This window comes from Tamilnaduibacter salinus (genome assembly GCF_003096655.1).
GTDB classification, from domain to species: Bacteria; Pseudomonadota; Gammaproteobacteria; order Pseudomonadales; family Oleiphilaceae; genus Tamilnaduibacter; species Tamilnaduibacter salinus.
The window spans coordinates 20,261-37,889 of sequence record NZ_QEKQ01000013.1; the positions used below are offsets into that span (position 1 = coordinate 20,261).

Sequence of the window (17,629 nt, forward strand, 5' to 3'; positions counted from 1 at the left end):
CTGGTTCTCAAGTGAGTTGATTGAGTTGTTAGAAGTCTGCGCGGTAGCCATTGTGCCGGGCGAGATCGTCCCACGGCGCTTCATTTTGACGGTCATTTGAGGCGCATAGTCTTTCTATGTCACGACAATGAACGCTCAAAAGGGACCACCGTGGGGCGGTCGCAGCGGTGCGACTCTCTATCGCGCAGACTCCTAGATCGACTCAATCGTGTCGCGTTGTTCCTGAAGGCGCTGGCGGGTGCTTTCCGCATCCGTCAGCTTGCTCCGCTCCTTGTCCACCACCTCGGCCGGTGCCTTGGCGGTGAAGTTTTCGTTGCCAAGCTTGGCTTCCAGGCGACTGATCTCTTTGCCGATCCGTTCCAGCTCTTTGTCGAGACGGCCCAGTTCGGCCTCTTTGTCGATCAGCCCAGCCATTGGTACGAGCACTTCCAGGTCTCCGACCACTTGCGTGGCGGAGAGCGGCGCTTCCTCGTCACCCAGCCACTCCAGTGACTCCAGTCGCGCCAGCGAACTCAGGAATGGGTGATTGTCGGTCATGCGCTGGTGATCGCTCTCCGTGCCGCGCAGGTACACCGGGATATGCCGGGCGGGTGCGATGTTCATTTCGCCACGGATGTTCCGGATGGCCAGGATGACTCCCTTGAGCCATTCCAGATCCCGCTCGGAGGCGTCGTCTATGCGCGCCTCGTCCGCTTCCGGGTAGGGCTGCGTCATGATGGTGTCGCCCTGGGTGCCGGCCAGCGGCGCCACGCGCTGCCAGATCTCCTCGGTAATGAACGGGATGATCGGGTGCGCCAGCCTCAGAACCGCCTCCAGCACCCGCACCAGTGTCTGGCGCGTACCCCGGCGTGACGCGTCGGTGGCGTTGTCGTCGGTCAGCACCGGCTTAGACAGCTCCAGGTACCAGTCGCAATACTCGTTCCAGAGGAACTCGTAGATGGTGTTGGCGGCCAGGTCGAAGCGGAACTGGTCCAGGTGGCGGGTCACGTTCTGCTCGCAACGCTGGAGGGCGCTGATGATCCAGCGGTCGGCCAGCGACAGCGTCACCTCGCCTCCCTGTGCGCCGCAGTCCTCGCCCTCGGTGTTCATCAGTACGTAGCGGGCCGCATTCCAGAGCTTGTTGCAGAAGTTGCGGTAGCCTTCCAGGCGCTTCATGTCCCAATTGATGTCCCGGCCGGTGGAGGCAAGGGCGGAGAGGGTGAAACGCAGCGCATCGGTGCCGTGGGCACTGATGCCTTCCGGGAACTCGTTGCGTGTGCGCTTTTCGATCTTGCGCGCCAACTGTGGCTGCATCATGTTGCCGGTGCGCTTTTCCAGCAGGTCGTCCAGTGAAATGCCGTCGATCATGTCCAGCGGGTCCAGCACATTGCCCTTGGACTTGGACATCTTCTGGCCCTGCTCGTCACGGATCAGGCCGGTCACGTAGACGGTCTTGAACGGCACATGCGGCTCGCCATTTTCGTCCTTGATCAGGTGCATCGTCATCATGATCATCCGGGCAACCCAGAAGAAGATGATGTCAAAACCGGTAACGAGCACGTCCGTCGGATGGAACGTCGCCAGCCGCTCGGTGTTCTCTGGCCAGCCGAGTGTGGCGAAGGTCCAGAGTGCGGAGCTGAACCAGGTGTCCAGTACGTCTTCGTCCTGGGTCAGGTTCACGCCGCTGTCGAGTCCGTATTTCTCGCGGATCTCGTCCTCGTTGCGGCCCACATAGACGCGGCCGTTATCGTCGTACCAGGCCGGAATCCGGTGCCCCCACCAGAGCTGGCGGGAAATGCACCAATCCTGGATCTCCCGCATCCAGGAGAAGTACATGTTCTCGTACTGCTTAGGCACGAACTCGATGCGGCCGTCTTCCACGGCCTCGATGGCCGGCTTCGCCAGCGTTTTGGCGTCGACGAACCACTGGTCCGTCAGCATCGGTTCAATGACCAGTCCCGAACGGTCGCCGCGCGGGATGCTGAGCACGTGGTCTTCCACCTCGTGCAACAGGCCCAGCTCGTCCAGGTCCGAGACAATGCGCTCGCGCGCGTCGTCACGGGAGAGCCCGGCGTAGGCTTCGGGCATAGTGCCGTCGAGCGCATCGCTCGGGTTGCCCTCGCTGTCGAACACTTCCGCTTCGGCGCGAATGGTCGCGTCGGGCGTCATGACGTTCAGCAGCGTCAGCTTCTGGCGCTTGCCGACGGCATAGTCATTGAAGTCGTGGGCCGGCGTAATTTTTACGCAGCCGCTGCCTTTCTCCGGGTCCGCGTGCTCATCCGCGACGATCGGAATCTCCCGGTTCACCAGAGGCAGGTTGACGGTTTTGCCGACCAGGTGCTGATAGCGCTCGTCCTCCGGATTCACCGCGACGGCGGTATCACCGAGCATGGTTTCAGGACGGGTGGTGGCGACGACCAGATAGTCTTTGCCATCCTGCGTGGTTTCGCCGTGAGCGAGCGGATACCGGTAGTGCCAGAACTGGCCTTTCTCTTCCTTGTTCTCCACTTCCAGATCGGAAATGGCGGTGTGCAGTTTCGGGTCCCAGTTGACCAGGCGCTTGCCGCGGTAGATCAGGCCCTCGTCGTGCAGGCGGACGAACACCTCCTGGACGGCGCGATAGAAGCCGTCATCCATCGTGAAGCGTTCGTGGTCCCAGTCGACGGAATTGCCCAGGCGACGCATCTGACGGGTGATGGTGTTGCCGGACTCGTGTTTCCAGTCCCAGATGCGCTGAATGAACGCCTCACGTCCCAGGTCGTGGCGGGTTTTGTCCTCTTCCTGGGCGACCTTGCGCTCAACGACCATCTGCGTGGCGATGCCCGCATGGTCCGATCCCACCTGCCAGAGCGCGTTGCGGCCCTGCATGCGGCGAAAGCGCGTGAGCGTGTCCATGATGGTGTGCTGGAAGGCGTGCCCCATGTGCAGGCTGCCGGTCACGTTGGGCGGCGGAATCATCAGGCAATAGGAATCGCCTTCGCCGCTGGGGCGGAAGTAGCCCCGGTTTTCCCATTCTTCGTACCACTGACGCTCAATCTTCTCGGGCTGGTAGGTCTTTTCCATGGAAACTCTGCTAGTGCCTGATTCAACGTGAAAGCTCGAATTATACATGCGGGGCGGGGCGTTTTGTTATCCGGTTCCGCGACGCCGGTCATGGACCTGGGGTTCGATGCCCATCTCCCGAAGCTGACGGAAATGGGAGCGCGCGCGGGACAGGGTCTGCGGGTCGTCGTTGGCGATCAGTGCCAGGCGCTTGAACCGGTCGGCATCAGCGGGCAACTGGTCGCCGAGGACGATCACCGTGTCCCACTCGCTGGCCGCAGGCTGGTGACAGCTGATGACGACCCGCTCGCCGGGTCCGGCGTCCGCCTCCAGGGCATGGGGCAGGAAACTGTCCGGCCGGAACGACCAGAGCACATCATCGGCCTGTTGTGCCTGATCGTCGGAGCCGCAAAACAGGCACACCCGATCCCCCTCGCGCCAGGCTTTTTCGGTCAGGCGTGCCGCGTATTGCAGCCGTGCCTGATCCGAAGGCGAGGGAATCAGGTGGAACCAGTGTCGCCCGCCGGTCTCACTTGGCATGGGACAGGAGGTATTCCATCAGCAGCGGTACCGGCCGCCCCGTGGAGCCTTTCTCCTTGCCGGACAGCCAGGCGGTGCCGGCGATGTCCAGGTGTGCCCAGCGGTAGTTCTTGGTGAACCGGGACAGGAAGCAGGCGGCGGTGATGGACCCGGCGCCCTTGCCGCCGATGTTCTGCATGTCCGCGAAGTTGCTGTCTAGCAGGCTCTGGTACTCGTCCCAGATGGGCAGTCGCCAGGCGCGATCCCCGGCGGTTTCGCCGGCGTTGAGCAGCTCGTCGGCAAGAGCGTCGTCGTTGCTGAACAGGCCGGTGGCTTCGGCGCCGAGTGCGATGATACAGGCGCCCGTCAGGGTGGCCATGTTGACGACGGTTTCCGGCTTGTAGCGCTCGGCATAGGTCAGGGCATCGCACAGCACCAGGCGGCCTTCCGCGTCCGTGTTGAGGATCTCCACGGTCTGGCCGGACATGGTCTTCACGATGTCGCCCGGGCGCGTGGCATTGCCATCCGGCATGTTTTCCGCCGCAGCGACAATGCCCACAACATTCATCTTCGGTTGCAGGCTACCGATGGCCTTCATGGCGCCGAAGACACTCGCGGCACCGCCCATGTCGTACTTCATCTCGTCCATGGCGGCGCCGGGCTTGAGGCTGATGCCGCCCGAATCAAAGGTAATACCCTTGCCGACCAGAACGTGCGGCTTCTGTTTCTCGCCCGCGCCCTTGTACTCCATGATGATCAGGCGCGCAGGCTGGGTGCTGCCGGCGGACACAGACAGCAGGCTGTCCATGCCCAGCTTCTTCATCTCCTTTTCATCGAGCGTGCGGACGGTGATGTTGTCGTGCGCCTTGCCCAGCTTCTCGGCCTGGCTGGCGAGCCATTTCGGATGGCAGACGTTGGGCGGCGTGTTGCCCAGATCCCGCGTCATGGACATTCCACCGCCGACGGCGACGCCGGTTTCCAGTGCCTTCTTATGGCCCGCTGAGGCGGAGGAGGCCTGAACGGTGATTTTTTTCAGTGCCGGGGCCTTGTCCTTGCTGCTTTTGAACTCGGTGAACCGGTAAAGCTGTTCTTCCGCGGTCCGGCCAATGAGGTTCAGGCGCCAGGCCTCGTCCCGGTCAGCGACCTCCACATCCGCCAGTGCGACGAGGGCCTGTTTGACCGGCGTGTCCTTCAGGCGCGTGATGACAGACCGGACCATGGTGCGGTAAGCGTTCAGCGGCACCGGCTGTTTGTCGCCGCTGCCGACCACCAGCAGGCGTTTCCAGGGCTGATCCTTCAGCGGCATCAGGAGCATGGTGCCGGACTTGCCGGTCAGATCGCCGGATTGGCGCAGTTCGCTGATCTGCCCGTCGAGGGCGTCATCAGCGGCGGCTGTTGAGGCGGGCAGGTCCCCTTTTTCCGGCAGGCTGACGATCAGGCAATCGGATTTGGTGCTCGTCAGTGCTTTGCTGGTCACGGTGTAGTCGGTCATAGCAGCTCCGCTTTCTGGGTTTATTGCAGCAGTTTACGTGAAGCGTCCGGGCGTTGCACAAGGGTGTGACCACCTGTCATTCCAGCGCCGGGTTCACTAGAATACCCGCCGAACACCTCGCGTCTCACTCAGGAGCCGTTTTGTCCATCATCTTCCGCTATCTCAACCGCCAGGTCCTGGTCAGCATGCTTGCAGTGACCGGCGTGCTGCTGATGGTGTTCATGAGCGGCCGGTTCCTGAAGTACCTGAGTGAGGCCGCCACCGGCAAGTACCCGGGCGACATTCTTTTCATGGTGATGGCGTACCGGTTCCCTGGCTTTCTGGAGCTGATTCTGCCGCTGGGGCTGTTCATCGGCATCCTGCTGGCCCATGGCCGCATGTATCTCGACAGTGAAATGTCGGTGCTGTTTGCCTGCGGCGTGAGTGACCGGCAGGTACTGGGATATACGATGGTCACCAGCGTGGTGGTCATGATGCTGGTCGGTGTGATCAGCCTCTATCTGGCGCCCTGGGGCATGGCGAAGGTGGACCGCATCTTCGACGCCCAGAAGCAGAAGACCGAGTTCGAGCTGCTCACGCCCGGGCGTTTTCAGAGCCTGCCGGGGGGCGACCGTGTCACCTACACCGAGTCACTGAGTGATAACAAGCGGCGGCTCAGTGGTGTGTTCATTGCTGAACACGCGGATGACGGCTCGGGGCCAACGCTGATCGCCGCCGAGGCCGGTTCCCAGTTTGTGGACGAGGACACCGGCAGCCGGTTCCTGGTGCTGGAGGATGGGCACCGCTTTGCGGGCAAGCCCGGCCAGCCGGATTATCAGGTGACGTCATTCGATGCCTACGGCCTGAAAGTGACCGGCCCGGAATCGGTGCGTACCTATCGCGACGAAGAGGGCATTCCCACCCTTGAGCTGTGGCGCTCAGACAACCCGGACCACCGGGCCCTCTTCCACTGGCGCGTCTCGCTGCCGTTCCTGGTGCCGGTCGTGACGCTGCTGGCGGTGCCTCTGAGCCGGGTCAATCCACGCCAGGGCCGGTTCTTTCACCTGTTACCGGCGATGCTGATCTACATCGGCTATCTCGGGCTGTTGATTGTGGCGCGTGATGCGCTGGCCCGCGGGGATATCCCGGAATGGCTGGGACTGGCCTGGGTGCATGTGCTGTTTCTCGGGTTAGGGCTGTGGTTGCAGTTTGGTCCCGGGTGGATGCGCCGCCGACGACTTCAGCGGGAGGGCCAGCGCCATGCGTAAGCTCGATCGCTACATCACCCGGACAGTGGGTGGCGCCACATTGCTGGTCATGCTGGTGGTGCTGTCGCTTGATGTCATTTTCGGGTTCATTGCAGAACTGGATGATGCGCGGGCCGACTATCAGGCCTTCGATGCGCTGCTCTATGTGCTGATGACCCTGCCGCGACGCATCTACGACTACCTGCCGGTCGGGGCCTTCATGGGCTGTCTGGTGGGGCTGGGCGCGCTGGCCAGTTCGTCCGAGCTGGTCGTGGTCCGGGCGGCGGGCGTGTCCCTCCGCCGGATCGTCGTCAGCGCCATGAAGCCCACGCTGATCGTGATCGTGTTTGGTCTGCTGCTTGGCGAATACGTGGCCCCGCACTTTGAGCGGATTGCCCAGAGTCAGAAGGCGGTGGCTTTGGGGGCCGGTGAGAACGTAGCGGCGGCGACCGGGTTCTGGCACCGGGAGGGCAACACCTTTATGCATATGAATGCGGTTCAGCCCAATGGCGTGCTGCATGGGGTGTCGCTGTTCCGATTCGACGATGAGCGATGGCTGGAGTCGGCCACGTTCGCCAAGCGAGCTATTCACCAGGGGGATCACTGGATTCTGGGGAAGGGCACGCGGACGCGATTGACCCGCGAAGGCGCGGAGCGCGAGACGTTCCGGCAGGAGCGCTGGGAGACCGACCTGTCGCCGGAGGTGTTGAGCGTGCTGATTGTCAAGCCGGACAATCTCTCGATCAGCGGCCTCTATACCTACGCGACCTACCTGGAGGCGCAGGGCCTCAGCGCGGGCAACTACTGGCTGTCGTTCTGGAAGAAGGTGCTGGCGCCGGTGGCCATTGCCGTGCTGGTGCTGGTGGCGATTTCCTTTGTCTTCGGCCCGCTCCGGTCGGTCACCATGGGGTTTCGGGTGTTTACCGGCATCATCGTGGGGCTGCTGTTCAAGTACATGCAGGACCTGCTGGGGCCGATGAGCCTGGTGTTCGGGTTCGATCCCATCCTCGCCATCACGGCCCCCATCCTGGTGAGCGGGCTGGTGGGCGCCTATCTCATGAAGAAAGCCGGGTAGGCGCCAGACGAGGCACTAGTTTTTCGGTTCGTTCGGGACGCGTACGACCCGGCTGGACGAGGCGTGATCCGTCCAGGTCCGCTTTTCGCTGTCCCACAGCATCCACAGATAGCCGAAGCCGATGGTCAGCCAAGCGGCCCAGCCCACCATGTAGCGCAGCAGCGCCTGACTCCAGCGAATGGATGAGCCATCATCGTTCTCGATCCGGATGCGCCAGACCTGCATGCCGAGCGTCTGGCCCGTACGCGTCCAGAAATAGGCGAAGAAAAAATAAAGCGTTACGAACAGCACGGTGCTCAGCATCGGGTCGGTGTTGAGCTGGCCGGACTCCGCCATTTGCTGGTACTCGTCAAACCCAATCACCCACGCCGCCAGCATCGTATACCCCCACGTGACCACGATGACCACCGCGATGCTGATGAGTCCGTCGTAGATCATGGCGAGCAGTCGGCGGATCAGGCTGGCCGGTGAGAGCAGGACCTCTGGGTCGTGAAACTGTCGGTACATCGCAGCGGTTCCGTTTGCAGGTAAAGGCCTGGAGTATAAAGGAATGGTGCGGTCGCTTTCTCGTTTTTTACCCCATGCGGCTGTGCTAGAGTATCGAGCTTACTGTTCCCTTGAGAGCGCGCTCTCCCGCGATGTTGAACGAGTCCGGGCAAGCCCTCATATTTTATTATAATGACAATGCGTATGTTGATAGGGCGGTTCGGGCGAATGAACGCCCAGCCGGGGCGCAGCGCTCCCCGGGGTTACCCACTCACAGTCTGATGAGAGTCAGGACACGGCTATGAAAACCGCAGTACTGCGCCAGAACTTCTTTGATTTCTTCAGCCAGCGCGGCCACGAGGTGGTGCCGAGCAGTTCGCTGGTGCCCCACGACGATCCGACACTGCTGTTCACCAACGCCGGTATGAACCAGTTCAAGGACGTCTTCCTGGGGCGGGAGGATCGCGGCTATACCCGCGCGGTCAGTGCGCAGCGCTGTGTCCGGGCTGGGGGCAAGCACAACGATCTGGAGAACGTCGGCTACACCGCCCGGCATCACACCTTTTTTGAGATGCTGGGCAACTTCAGTTTTGGCGATTACTTCAAGCGTGAAGCGATCGAGTTCGCCTGGACGTTCCTGACCAGTCCGGACTGGCTGGGCCTGCCCAAAGACAAACTGCTGGTGACCATCTACGACGCGGACCAGGAAGCCTTCGATATCTGGCACGACGAAATGGGCGTGCCGTCCGATCGCATCATCCGGATCGGTGACAACAAAGGCGCGCCGTACGCCTCGGATAACTTCTGGCAGATGGGCGACACCGGTCCGTGTGGCCCCTGTACCGAGATTTTCTTCGATCACGGGCCCGACGTGGCGGGCGGCCCTCCCGGCACGCCGGAAGAGGATGGCGACCGGTTCATCGAAATCTGGAATGTGGTCTTCATGCAGTACAACCGTCAGTCCGACGGCACCATGGAAGACCTGCCCAAGCCCTCGGTCGATACCGGCATGGGCCTGGAGCGCATTGCCGCGGTCCTGCAGGGTGTGCACAGCAACTACGAGATCGACCTGTTCCAGGATCTGCTCAAGGCGGCGTCCGAACTGTTGGGCGGCGTGGATACCACCGAAGCCAGCCTCCGGGTTGTGGCGGACCACATCCGTTCCTGTGCCTTTCTGATCGCCGACGGTGTGATGCCGTCCAATGAAGGCCGTGGCTTCGTCCTGCGCCGGATCATCCGTCGGGCGGCGCGTCACGGTAACAAGCTGGGCGCGACCGAGCCGTTCTTTCACAAGCTGACCGCGGCGCTGGTGGACCTGATGGGTGAGGCCTATCCCGAGCTCAAACGCACCCAGGCACAGATCGAAAAGGTCCTTCAGCAGGAGGAAGAACAGTTTTCCCGGACGCTCGACAAAGGGCTGCGCCTGCTGGAGCGGGACATCGCGAACCTCTCCGGTACGGAAATTCCCGGCGACACCATCTTCACGCTGTATGACACTTACGGCTTCCCGGTCGATCTCACCAACGACATCGCCCGTGAGCGTGGCCTGACACTGGATTACGAGGGCTACGAGAGTGCGATGGAAGCTCAGCGTGAACGGGCGCGGGCCGCGTCCAAGTTTGGCGTGGACTATAACGCCGACGTGCGCATTGAGGGTGAGACGGAGTTTACAGGTTACGAATACGTCGATGGCAGCAGCCGCATCCGCACCGTGCTGGTCAATGGCGAGGAAGCCAACGCGCAGGCCGGGGATGAGGCGATCGTCGTTCTTGAACGCACGCCATTCTATGCCGAGTCCGGCGGTCAGGTGGGCGATACCGGCCTGTTGACCTGGAGTGGCGGCCGCTTCCATGTCACCGATACGCGCAAGGACGGCGACAACCACCTGCATATCGGCACCGTACTTGAGGGCGAAGTCCTGCCGGGGCTGGAGGTGGAGGCCCGCATCGACAGCGAGCGCCGCCAGGCCATCAAGCTCAATCACTCGGCGACTCACCTTCTGCACGCTGCTCTCAAGAACGTGCTGGGCAATCACGTGACCCAGAAGGGCTCGCTGGTGGAGCCGGATCGGCTGCGGTTCGACTTCTCGCACTTTGAAGCCCTGACGCCGCAGGAAATCAACGCCATCGAGGAGCAGGTCAACGCTCAGATCCTGGCGAATGCACCGGTGCAGACCGAGATCACCGATATCGAGACGGCGAAGGAGAAGGGTGCCTGCATGCTTTTCGATGAAAAGTATGGCGATCAGGTCCGGGTGTTGAGCATGGGCACGGATGATTTCTCCGTGGAACTCTGTGGCGGTACCCACGTCAGCCGGACGGGGGATATTGGCCAGCTTCGGATCGTCTCCGAAAGCGGCATTTCCTCCGGCGTTCGCCGGGTCGAAGCGGTGACCGGGCAGAAGGCGCTGGAGTGGGCGGACGACACCGAAGAGCGCCTGGATCGCGTCGCCGAACTGGTGCGTGGGAACCGAGACACCGTGGTCGAGCGCGTTGAGACGGCCATCGAACGCAATCGCGAACTCGAGAAAGAACTGGAACGCCTCAAGTCCAAGCTGGCCAGCTCCGCCGGTTCCGATCTGGCGGACAACGCCGTGGACGTCAGCGGCCTGAAGGTCGTGGCCTCAAAACTGGAAGGCGCGGATCGTAAGGCGCTGATGGAAACTGCCGATCAGCTCAAGAACAAGTTGGGCACCGGTGTGGTTGTGCTGGCGGCGGAGCAGGATGGCAAGGTCATGCTCGTGGCCGGTGTTACGAAAGACGCGACGGGCCGCGTACGTGCCGGCGATCTCATGAAAAAGCTGGCGGCCGAGGTGGGCGGCAAGGGCGGCGGCCGTCCGGACATGGCCCAGGGGGGCGGCACCGACGTGGCTGGCCTGCCATCGGCGCTGGAAAAAGTCGCAGGCTGGGTTGAGGAAGCGCTCACCGCTTCCGCGTGATGGTGAACGCCTGTTCAGTGCTTGCATAAACGACTATAATCGGTCGCTTTGCAACAGTCGCGGCCGCCACGGGCGGTGAATGATTGTGTTGCGGGAGCCGGCCTCAGCCGATTCCGTTCAGAAGGAAGAGTTCAGGAGAGAATGGCGCTACTGGTCCAGAAATACGGCGGAACGTCGGTCGGTTCCCCCGAACGCATCGAAGCGGTGGCCGAGCGGGTCAGCCGTGCCCGTGATAATGGCGATGATGTGGTCGTGGTGGTTTCCGCCATGAGTGGCGAGACTAACCGGCTGATTGCCCTGGCGGAGAGCATCAGCGAAACCCCGTCTCCACGGGAGATGGATGTGCTGGTGTCCACGGGGGAGCAGGTCACCATCGCGCTGCTGTCGATGGCCCTGCACAAGCGGGGTCTGGAAGCGCGTTCCTACACGGGTGGGCAGGTGGGGATCCGGACGGACAACGCCCACACCAAGGCCCGCATCCAGCGCATTGATGAGGAGCGGATGCAGGGGGACCTGAACGCCGGGCGCGTGGTGGTCGTCGCCGGATTCCAGGGCGTCGACGACGAGGGCAATATCACCACGCTGGGGCGTGGCGGTTCCGATACAACTGCCGTCGCACTGGCGGCGGCCCTGAAGGCCGATGAGTGCCAGATATACACCGACGTGGATGGGGTTTACACGACCGATCCACGGGTAGTGGACCAGGCGCGCCGTCTTGATCGTATTACCTTTGAGGAAATGATCGAGATGGCCAGCCTGGGTTCCAAAGTGCTGCAGATTCGCGCTGTGGAATTTGCCGGCAAATACAATGTCCCATTAAGGGTGCTGTCCAGTTTTAAGGACGGCGAGGGTACCCTGATCACACTGGAGGATGAGTCCGAGATGGAACAACCGCTCGTTTCCGGCATTGCGTTCAACCGTGACGAGGCCAAGCTCACCATCTCCGGTGTGCCTGACACGCCCGGCAGTGCATCGCGCATCCTCAAGCCGGTCAGTGATGCCAATATCGAGATTGACATGATTGTCCAGAACGTGGGGGCGGATAACCGCACCGACTTTACGTTCACCGTACATCGCAACGACTACGAGAAAGCGAAAACCATCCTCGATGACATTGCCAGCAACCTGTCGGCCCGGGAGGTGACGGGAGACAATCGCATTGCCAAGGTCAGTATCGTGGGTGTCGGTATGCGCTCCCACGCGGGCGTGGCGTCTCTCATGTTTGAGTCGTTGTCCAATGAAGGCATCAACATTCAGATGATCAGCACCAGCGAAATCAAGATATCGGTGGTGATTGCGGAGAAATACCTCGAGCTGGCCGTTCGGGCGCTGCACAGTGCCTTTGAACTGCACGAGCCCGTGGTTGAGGAAGCGTGAGGGCCAACCCCGGTCGCCTGAGCGTCTTTCCTGTCCTGCACCGCCGTGGCGTCCGCGGTTCGGACACCCAGGACGGTTCGGGCGGGGCGTTTTCATAATAATGAATGAATCGGGGAGCTTGGTGTTCCGTTCGGTGTGTTCACCGGAAGGAGCGCTCTGGCGTGACGGAAACGTTCTGCACGTCTTTAATGTTGGAACAGGTAGCTCGGTATCAAAGGAGTCGAGGCAATGTTGATTTTGACCCGCCGTGTTGGCGAAACCCTGATGGTTGGCGATGAAGTCACTGTCACGGTGCTTGGGGTAAAAGGGAATCAGGTGCGTATTGGTGTCAATGCGCCAAAGGATGTGGCGGTTCACCGCGAAGAGATTTACCAGCGCATCCAGAGCGAGCAGGATGACGATAGCGCGGGGCCGGGTAACGAGTAACCGCCCAAGGTGCCAAGGCGACGTATAACTAGCCGGGTCGGCAGTGATTTTTCAAAAAAGTTCTGTCAACCCTATGAAAATGAAATCATTATGGTAGTATACGCCGCGTTCTCAAGGAGAGGTGGGTGAGTGGCTGAAACCAGCTCCCTGCTAAGGAGCCGTACGCATTGCGCGTACCGAGGGTTCGAATCCCTCCCTCTCCGCCATTTTGAACAACGCGGCTGTAGCTCAGCTGGATAGAGCATCTGGCTACGAACCAGGGGGTCGGGGGTTCGAATCCTCCCAGCCGCGCCATTTTTCAGTACCGCAAGCCAGTCACTCCACCAAAACAGTGGTTGGTACGTGGTCAGAAGGGATTCGAACCCCAGGGGTTCGACCGTAGCAGGCGTAGCCTGCGGAGGAACGTCGGAGCGGATGCGACGACGGCCCGAAGGGCAAGGCCGGCAGGCCTCAGTCATCCTCCCAGCCGCCTCCCAGTCCATATCCCAAGTGTCGAGGAGCACCTCGGGCGAGAATGGGAAAGGACCAGACACACCAGAAAACGCTTTCCAAAAAACGCGGCTGTAGCTCAGCTGGATAGAGCATCTGGCTACGAACCAGGGGGTCGGGGGTTCGAATCCTCCCAGCCGCGCCATTTTCTTCAGCCCATTGGCTTGTGACTCCGCCCAGCAGTTGGGTAGAACAGAGTTGGATGGGATTCGAACCCAAGGGTTCGACCGGAGCGAGCGACGCTCGCGGAGGAACGCCGTCATCGCATGACGGCGGCCCCGAAGGGGTGAGGGCCGAAGGCCCGAATCATCCTCCCAGCCGCGCCATTTTTCAGTACCGCAAGCCATTCACTCCACCAAAACAGTGGTTGGTACGTGGTCAGACGGGATTCGAACCCCAGGGGTTCGACCGTAGCAGGCGCAGCCTGCGGAGAAACGTCGGAGCGGATGCGACGACGGCCCGAAGGGCAGGGCCGAGAGGCCCCAGTCATCCTCCCAGTCTTCTTCTCATGTTTCGACAGGCTCCTGGCATCAGAATGCCACCCAACGTAGCCGACCATTTATGTTCGGAGTGGCCGGGAGACCGCCGAGCAATTCTCCGCCGCCGGTTGTTTGTCGGGAGCCCTACGGCTCCTCCGAACATAAATGGTCGGCTACCTTGGGCACCGCCGAACCGACGCTACCCATGTCAACGACAAACCGACCCTCAAAAAATTAACGAAATACGACACCGCCCGTCGCCATTCCAGAATCGATTTTAAACGCCTGTTCGAAAACCCAAAAATGGCCCCAAAACCGTGCGTTGGCGTTGTTGTTCGACCTGTCAAAAGGGGCTTTGATGCGGCGATTCGGTTGCTCATAGGGTGCTAAACCGGTAAATTAAGCGGGCTTTTAACCTGCCGGTTTTTACGGATTGCCAGCCTGGATGCCAGGGTGGCGTTTTCTTGCGCCGGTTCCATTCGCAAAAAAAGGTTGAGTGTTCATGGATAACGTAATGAGCATGGCCATCGATCTGATGCTCTCCGGCATGGGGTTCGTCTTTGCGTTCCTGATCATCCTCGTGTTCGCAACGACCTTCATGTCCAAGGTGGTGGTCCGTTTTGCTCCAGAGGAGCCGGCAACCCCGGCAAAGACCACCCCGCGCGCCCGGCCGACCGGTCCAGCGTCAGTTGACCCTGACACGACCGAGGCCATCAAGCAGGCGATCGCGAAGTACCGGTCGAACCACAAGAAATGACCGCGAAGAAACAAGAGAACCTTTAAACAGAAGGCTGACACGATGACAGATACGAAGAAACCATTGGGGATCACGGACGTCATCCTGCGTGACGCCCATCAGTCCCTCTTGGCCACCCGCATGCGACTGGACGACATGCTGCCCATCGCTGAGAAGCTCGATCAGGTCGGCTTCTGGTCGGTTGAATCCTGGGGCGGCGCGACGTTCGATTCCTGCATTCGTTACCTGGGGGAGGATCCCTGGGAGCGCATCCGTGAACTGAAAAAAGCCATGCCGAATACCCAGCAGCAGATGTTGCTGCGAGGGCAGAACCTGTTGGGTTATCGCCATTACGCGGATGACGTGGTTGAGCGTTTCTGTGATCGTGCTGCCGAAAACGGCGTGGACGTGTTCCGTATCTTTGACGCGATGAACGACCCGCGCAACCTGGACACCGCCATCAAAGCCGTCAAGAAAACCGGCAAGCATGCCCAGGGCACCATTGCCTACACCACCAGCCCGGTCCACACCATCGATATGTGGGTCGATATGGCGAAGGAAGTGGCCGGCATGGGCGCCGATTCCATCGCCATCAAGGACATGGCTGGCATTCTGAAGCCGTATGTCGCTTACGATCTGGTCTCGCGCCTCAAGCAAGAGCTGGATATTCCGATTCATATGCAGTGCCATGCCACCACTGGCATGTCCACCGCGACGGCCATCAAGGCCGCAGAAGCGGGCATCGATAATGTCGACACCGCCATCTCTTCCATGAGCATGACCTACGGACATTCGCCCACCGAGGCGGTTGTCGCCATTCTGGAAGGCACCGACCGCGATACCGGGTTGAACCTCGAACTACTCGAGGAAATCGCGGCTTACTTCCGTAAAGTGCGCAAGAAGTACGCGCAGTTTGAAGGCAGCCTGCGTGGCACCGACTCCCGCATCCTGATTGCTCAGGTGCCCGGCGGCATGCTGACCAACATGGAGAACCAGCTGAAAGAGCAGAACGCGACCGACAGGTTCGACGAGGTTCTCGAAGAAATCCCCCGCGTTCGGGAAGACCTGGGTTACATCCCGCTGGTGACACCGACCTCACAGATTGTCGGCACCCAGGCGGTCCTGAACGTCCTGACCGGCGAGCGTTTCAAGTCCATCTCAAAAGAAACCTCGGCGATTCTGAAGGGCGAGTACGGTGCGGCACCCGCTCCGTTCAACAAAGAACTGCAGGAACGGGTTCTCGACGGTCAGGAGCCGGTTACCTGTCGTCCGGCGGATTTGTTGGATCCGGAAATGGACAAGCTGACCGACGAACTGAAGAAGGCGGCGGACGAGAAGGGCATCAAGTTGGCTGACAACGTCGAAGACGACGTTCTGACCTACGCCCTGTTCCCGCAGATTGGCCTGAAGTTCCTGGAAAACCGGGGTAACCCGGATGCCTTTGAACCGGCCCCGACCGAGGCGGATGCGCAGGCCGCAGCCGCACCGGCGACCTCCGGCCCGCAGACCTATACCGTCAATGTGAACGGCAAGGACTACGTGGTCGCGGTCGATGAAGGCGGTGAAATCAGCCAGATCGAAGCCCAGGGCGGCGGCGCCGCTTCCGGCGGCGGTCAGGCGGCCGCACCCGCACCGGGTGGTGGTGAGCCGGTTTCCGCGCCACTGGGCGGCAACATCTTCAAGGTCAACGTGTCACCGGGTGACACCGTGGAAGAGGGTGATGTGATGATCATCCTCGAGGCCATGAAGATGGAAACCGAAATCAAGGCACCCAAGTCCGGGACCATCGGCGACGTCTCCGTCAAAGTCGGTGATGCCGTCGCGGCCGGTGATGAAATGCTGACAATCGCATAAGGGCCAGCATTCCATGGAAAATTTTAGCGTCTTATGGACAGGCAGCGGCCTGGCCAATCTGTCTGGCGGCCAGTTCGTGATGATTCTGGTCGGCCTGCTTCTCCTGTTCCTTGCGATCCGCAAGGGCTTTGAGCCGTTGCTGCTGATTCCGATTGGTTTTGGCGGCATCCTGGCGAACATTCCCGAGGCGGGGCTTGCCCTGTCGGCGGCGGAAAATGCGATTCACATGGCGAAGCCGGAAGTACTGGCCGCGATGGGATCGGCGCTGGAAGTCCCGTATAACGCGGCGATGGACATTACGCCGGAAGTCATGCAGAGCTTCAAAGAGGCGTATAAGAACGCGAGCGTTGAAATGGTGACCGCTGCCAATGCGGTTGCCGTGGATAACGGGTACTCCGATGGCATGCTGTACAGCTTCTACAGCGTCGCTATCGCCAGTGGCGTGGCACCGCTCGTGATTTTCATGGGTGTGGGTGCGATGACCGATTTCGGTCCGCTTCTGGCCAACCCGAAAACGTTGCTGCTGGGTGCAGCGGCACAGTTCGGCATCTTCGCGACCGTACTGGGCGCGGCGCTGCTGAGCTGGACGGGGGTTATGGACTTCACGATCCTGGAAGCCGCCGCCATCGGCATCATCGGTGGTGCCGACGGGCCGACCTCGATCTACGTGTCCAGCGTTCTGGCGCCGCACCTGCTCGGTGCCATCGCCGTGGCTGCCTACTCGTATATGGCCATGGTGCCGATGATCCAGCCGCCGATCATGAATGCGCTGACCAGCAAAAAAGAACGCGCGATCAAGATGTCACAGCTGCGTGCCGTGACCCGTCAGGAAAAGATCGCCTTTCCGGTGGTCGTTCTGCTGCTGGTTGTGCTTTTCCTGCCGGATGCGGCGCCGCTGCTCGGCATGTTCTGTTTCGGTAACCTGATGCGCGAGTGTGGCGTGGTCGAGCGTCTGAGCGACACCACACAGAACGCACTGATCAACACCGTGACGATCTTCCTGGGTCTGTCGGTGGGCTCCAAGCTGAGCGCCGACAAGTTCCTCGACCTGCAGACGCTGGGCATTCTGGGCCTGGGTCTGGCGGCGTTTGCCGCCGGCACCGTCTGCGGCGTGTTGATGGCCAAAGCCATGAACCGCTTCGTCAAGGAACCGATCAACCCGCTGATCGGCTCCGCCGGTGTCTCGGCCGTTCCAATGGCGGCCCGGGTGTCCAATAAGGTGGGTCTGGAGAACAATCCTCAGAACTTCCTGCTGATGCACGCCATGGGCCCGAACGTGGCCGGCGTCATCGGGTCCGCCGTCGCGGCGGGCGTGATGATCAAGCTCCTGGGCTGATCCTCACCACACCCCTGAAAAACCCCGCCGACCTTTGGCCGCGCGGGGTTTTTGTTTTTTGCCGCGGAAACCACGGAAGAACATATATGGTCTCCTCCCCGTTTGCCAAGGCACAGAGGTTGATGAGGGACAGGTTGCTGCCATATATCCGGCCTGTTGATGAGGCGGCCTTGCC

At 61.1% G+C, this 17,629-nt stretch carries 12 protein-coding genes and 3 tRNA genes; 11 read left to right on the forward strand and 4 right to left on the reverse strand.

The annotated features are described in order from the left end of the window. Positions 1-192: 192 nt before the first annotated feature. The 3 genes from C8D92_RS15345 to C8D92_RS15355 form a co-directional block, all read right to left on the reverse strand. Positions 193-3,042 carry a valine--tRNA ligase gene (locus C8D92_RS15345; protein WP_116919923.1) on the reverse strand — a complete coding sequence of 950 codons (2,850 nt, stop codon included), beginning with the start codon at positions 3,040-3,042 and terminating at the stop codon, positions 193-195. Between the two features lie 66 nt (positions 3,043-3,108). Beyond that, on the reverse strand, positions 3,109-3,561 hold the full coding sequence (locus C8D92_RS15350; protein ID WP_116919924.1) for a DNA polymerase III subunit chi: 453 nt from the start codon (positions 3,559-3,561) through the stop codon (positions 3,109-3,111). Beyond that, positions 3,551-5,032: a leucyl aminopeptidase gene (locus tag C8D92_RS15355; protein ID WP_116919925.1), complete on the reverse strand. Its 1,482-nt coding sequence runs from the start codon at positions 5,030-5,032 to the stop codon at positions 3,551-3,553. Before C8D92_RS15355 ends, C8D92_RS15350 begins: the two co-directional genes overlap by 11 nt. A 140-nt stretch (positions 5,033-5,172) precedes the next feature. Between C8D92_RS15355 and lptF the strand changes: the two genes are divergently transcribed. Together lptF and lptG are read left to right on the forward strand one after the other, a co-directional pair. Continuing rightward, a complete protein-coding gene (gene lptF, locus C8D92_RS15360; protein ID WP_116919926.1) occupies positions 5,173-6,279 on the forward strand; it encodes an LPS export ABC transporter permease LptF in 1,107 nt (368 codons plus the stop codon). Then, positions 6,272-7,333 (forward strand): LPS export ABC transporter permease LptG, encoded by a 1,062-nt coding sequence (gene lptG / locus C8D92_RS15365; RefSeq protein ID WP_095612374.1) that lies wholly within the window; start codon positions 6,272-6,274, stop codon positions 7,331-7,333. The genes lptF and lptG overlap by 8 nt, the downstream gene beginning before the upstream one ends. A 15-nt stretch (positions 7,334-7,348) precedes the next feature. Here lptG and C8D92_RS15370 read toward each other — a convergent pair whose 3' ends face one another. Then, positions 7,349-7,840 carry an RDD family protein gene (locus C8D92_RS15370; protein ID WP_116919927.1) on the reverse strand — a complete coding sequence of 164 codons (492 nt, stop codon included), beginning with the start codon at positions 7,838-7,840 and terminating at the stop codon, positions 7,349-7,351. Between the two features lie 280 nt (positions 7,841-8,120). On the opposite strand from C8D92_RS15370, the gene alaS reads away from it, so the two are divergent. From alaS to C8D92_RS15415, 9 genes are all read left to right on the forward strand, one after another. After that, positions 8,121-10,757, forward strand: coding sequence for an alanine--tRNA ligase (gene alaS, locus C8D92_RS15375; RefSeq protein WP_116919928.1), 2,637 nt, complete (start codon positions 8,121-8,123; stop codon positions 10,755-10,757). A gap of 141 nt (positions 10,758-10,898) precedes the next feature. After that, on the forward strand, positions 10,899-12,134 hold the full coding sequence (locus C8D92_RS15380) for an aspartate kinase (RefSeq protein WP_095612355.1): 1,236 nt from the start codon (positions 10,899-10,901) through the stop codon (positions 12,132-12,134). A gap of 228 nt (positions 12,135-12,362) precedes the next feature. Continuing rightward, positions 12,363-12,560: a carbon storage regulator CsrA gene (csrA, locus tag C8D92_RS15385; RefSeq protein ID WP_095612356.1), complete on the forward strand. Its 198-nt coding sequence runs from the start codon at positions 12,363-12,365 to the stop codon at positions 12,558-12,560. 115 nt (positions 12,561-12,675) lie between these two features. Beyond that, positions 12,676-12,766, forward strand: a tRNA-Ser gene (locus C8D92_RS15390). Positions 12,767-12,777: 11 nt separating this feature from the next. Next, positions 12,778-12,854, forward strand: a tRNA-Arg gene (locus tag C8D92_RS15395). 263 nt (positions 12,855-13,117) lie between these two features. After that, positions 13,118-13,194: transfer RNA gene (locus C8D92_RS15400), tRNA-Arg, on the forward strand. Positions 13,195-14,030: 836 nt separating this feature from the next. Continuing rightward, the gene (locus C8D92_RS15405) at positions 14,031-14,285 is read left to right on the forward strand and encodes an OadG family protein (protein WP_095612357.1); all 255 of its coding nucleotides are present in this window, start codon (positions 14,031-14,033) and stop codon (positions 14,283-14,285) included. Between the two features lie 42 nt (positions 14,286-14,327). Further along, positions 14,328-16,118 (forward strand): sodium-extruding oxaloacetate decarboxylase subunit alpha, encoded by a 1,791-nt coding sequence (gene oadA / locus C8D92_RS15410; RefSeq protein ID WP_116919929.1) that lies wholly within the window; start codon positions 14,328-14,330, stop codon positions 16,116-16,118. 13 nt (positions 16,119-16,131) lie between these two features. Further along, positions 16,132-17,454: a sodium ion-translocating decarboxylase subunit beta gene (locus C8D92_RS15415; protein WP_095612359.1), complete on the forward strand. Its 1,323-nt coding sequence runs from the start codon at positions 16,132-16,134 to the stop codon at positions 17,452-17,454. Positions 17,455-17,629: the final 175 nt, after the last annotated feature.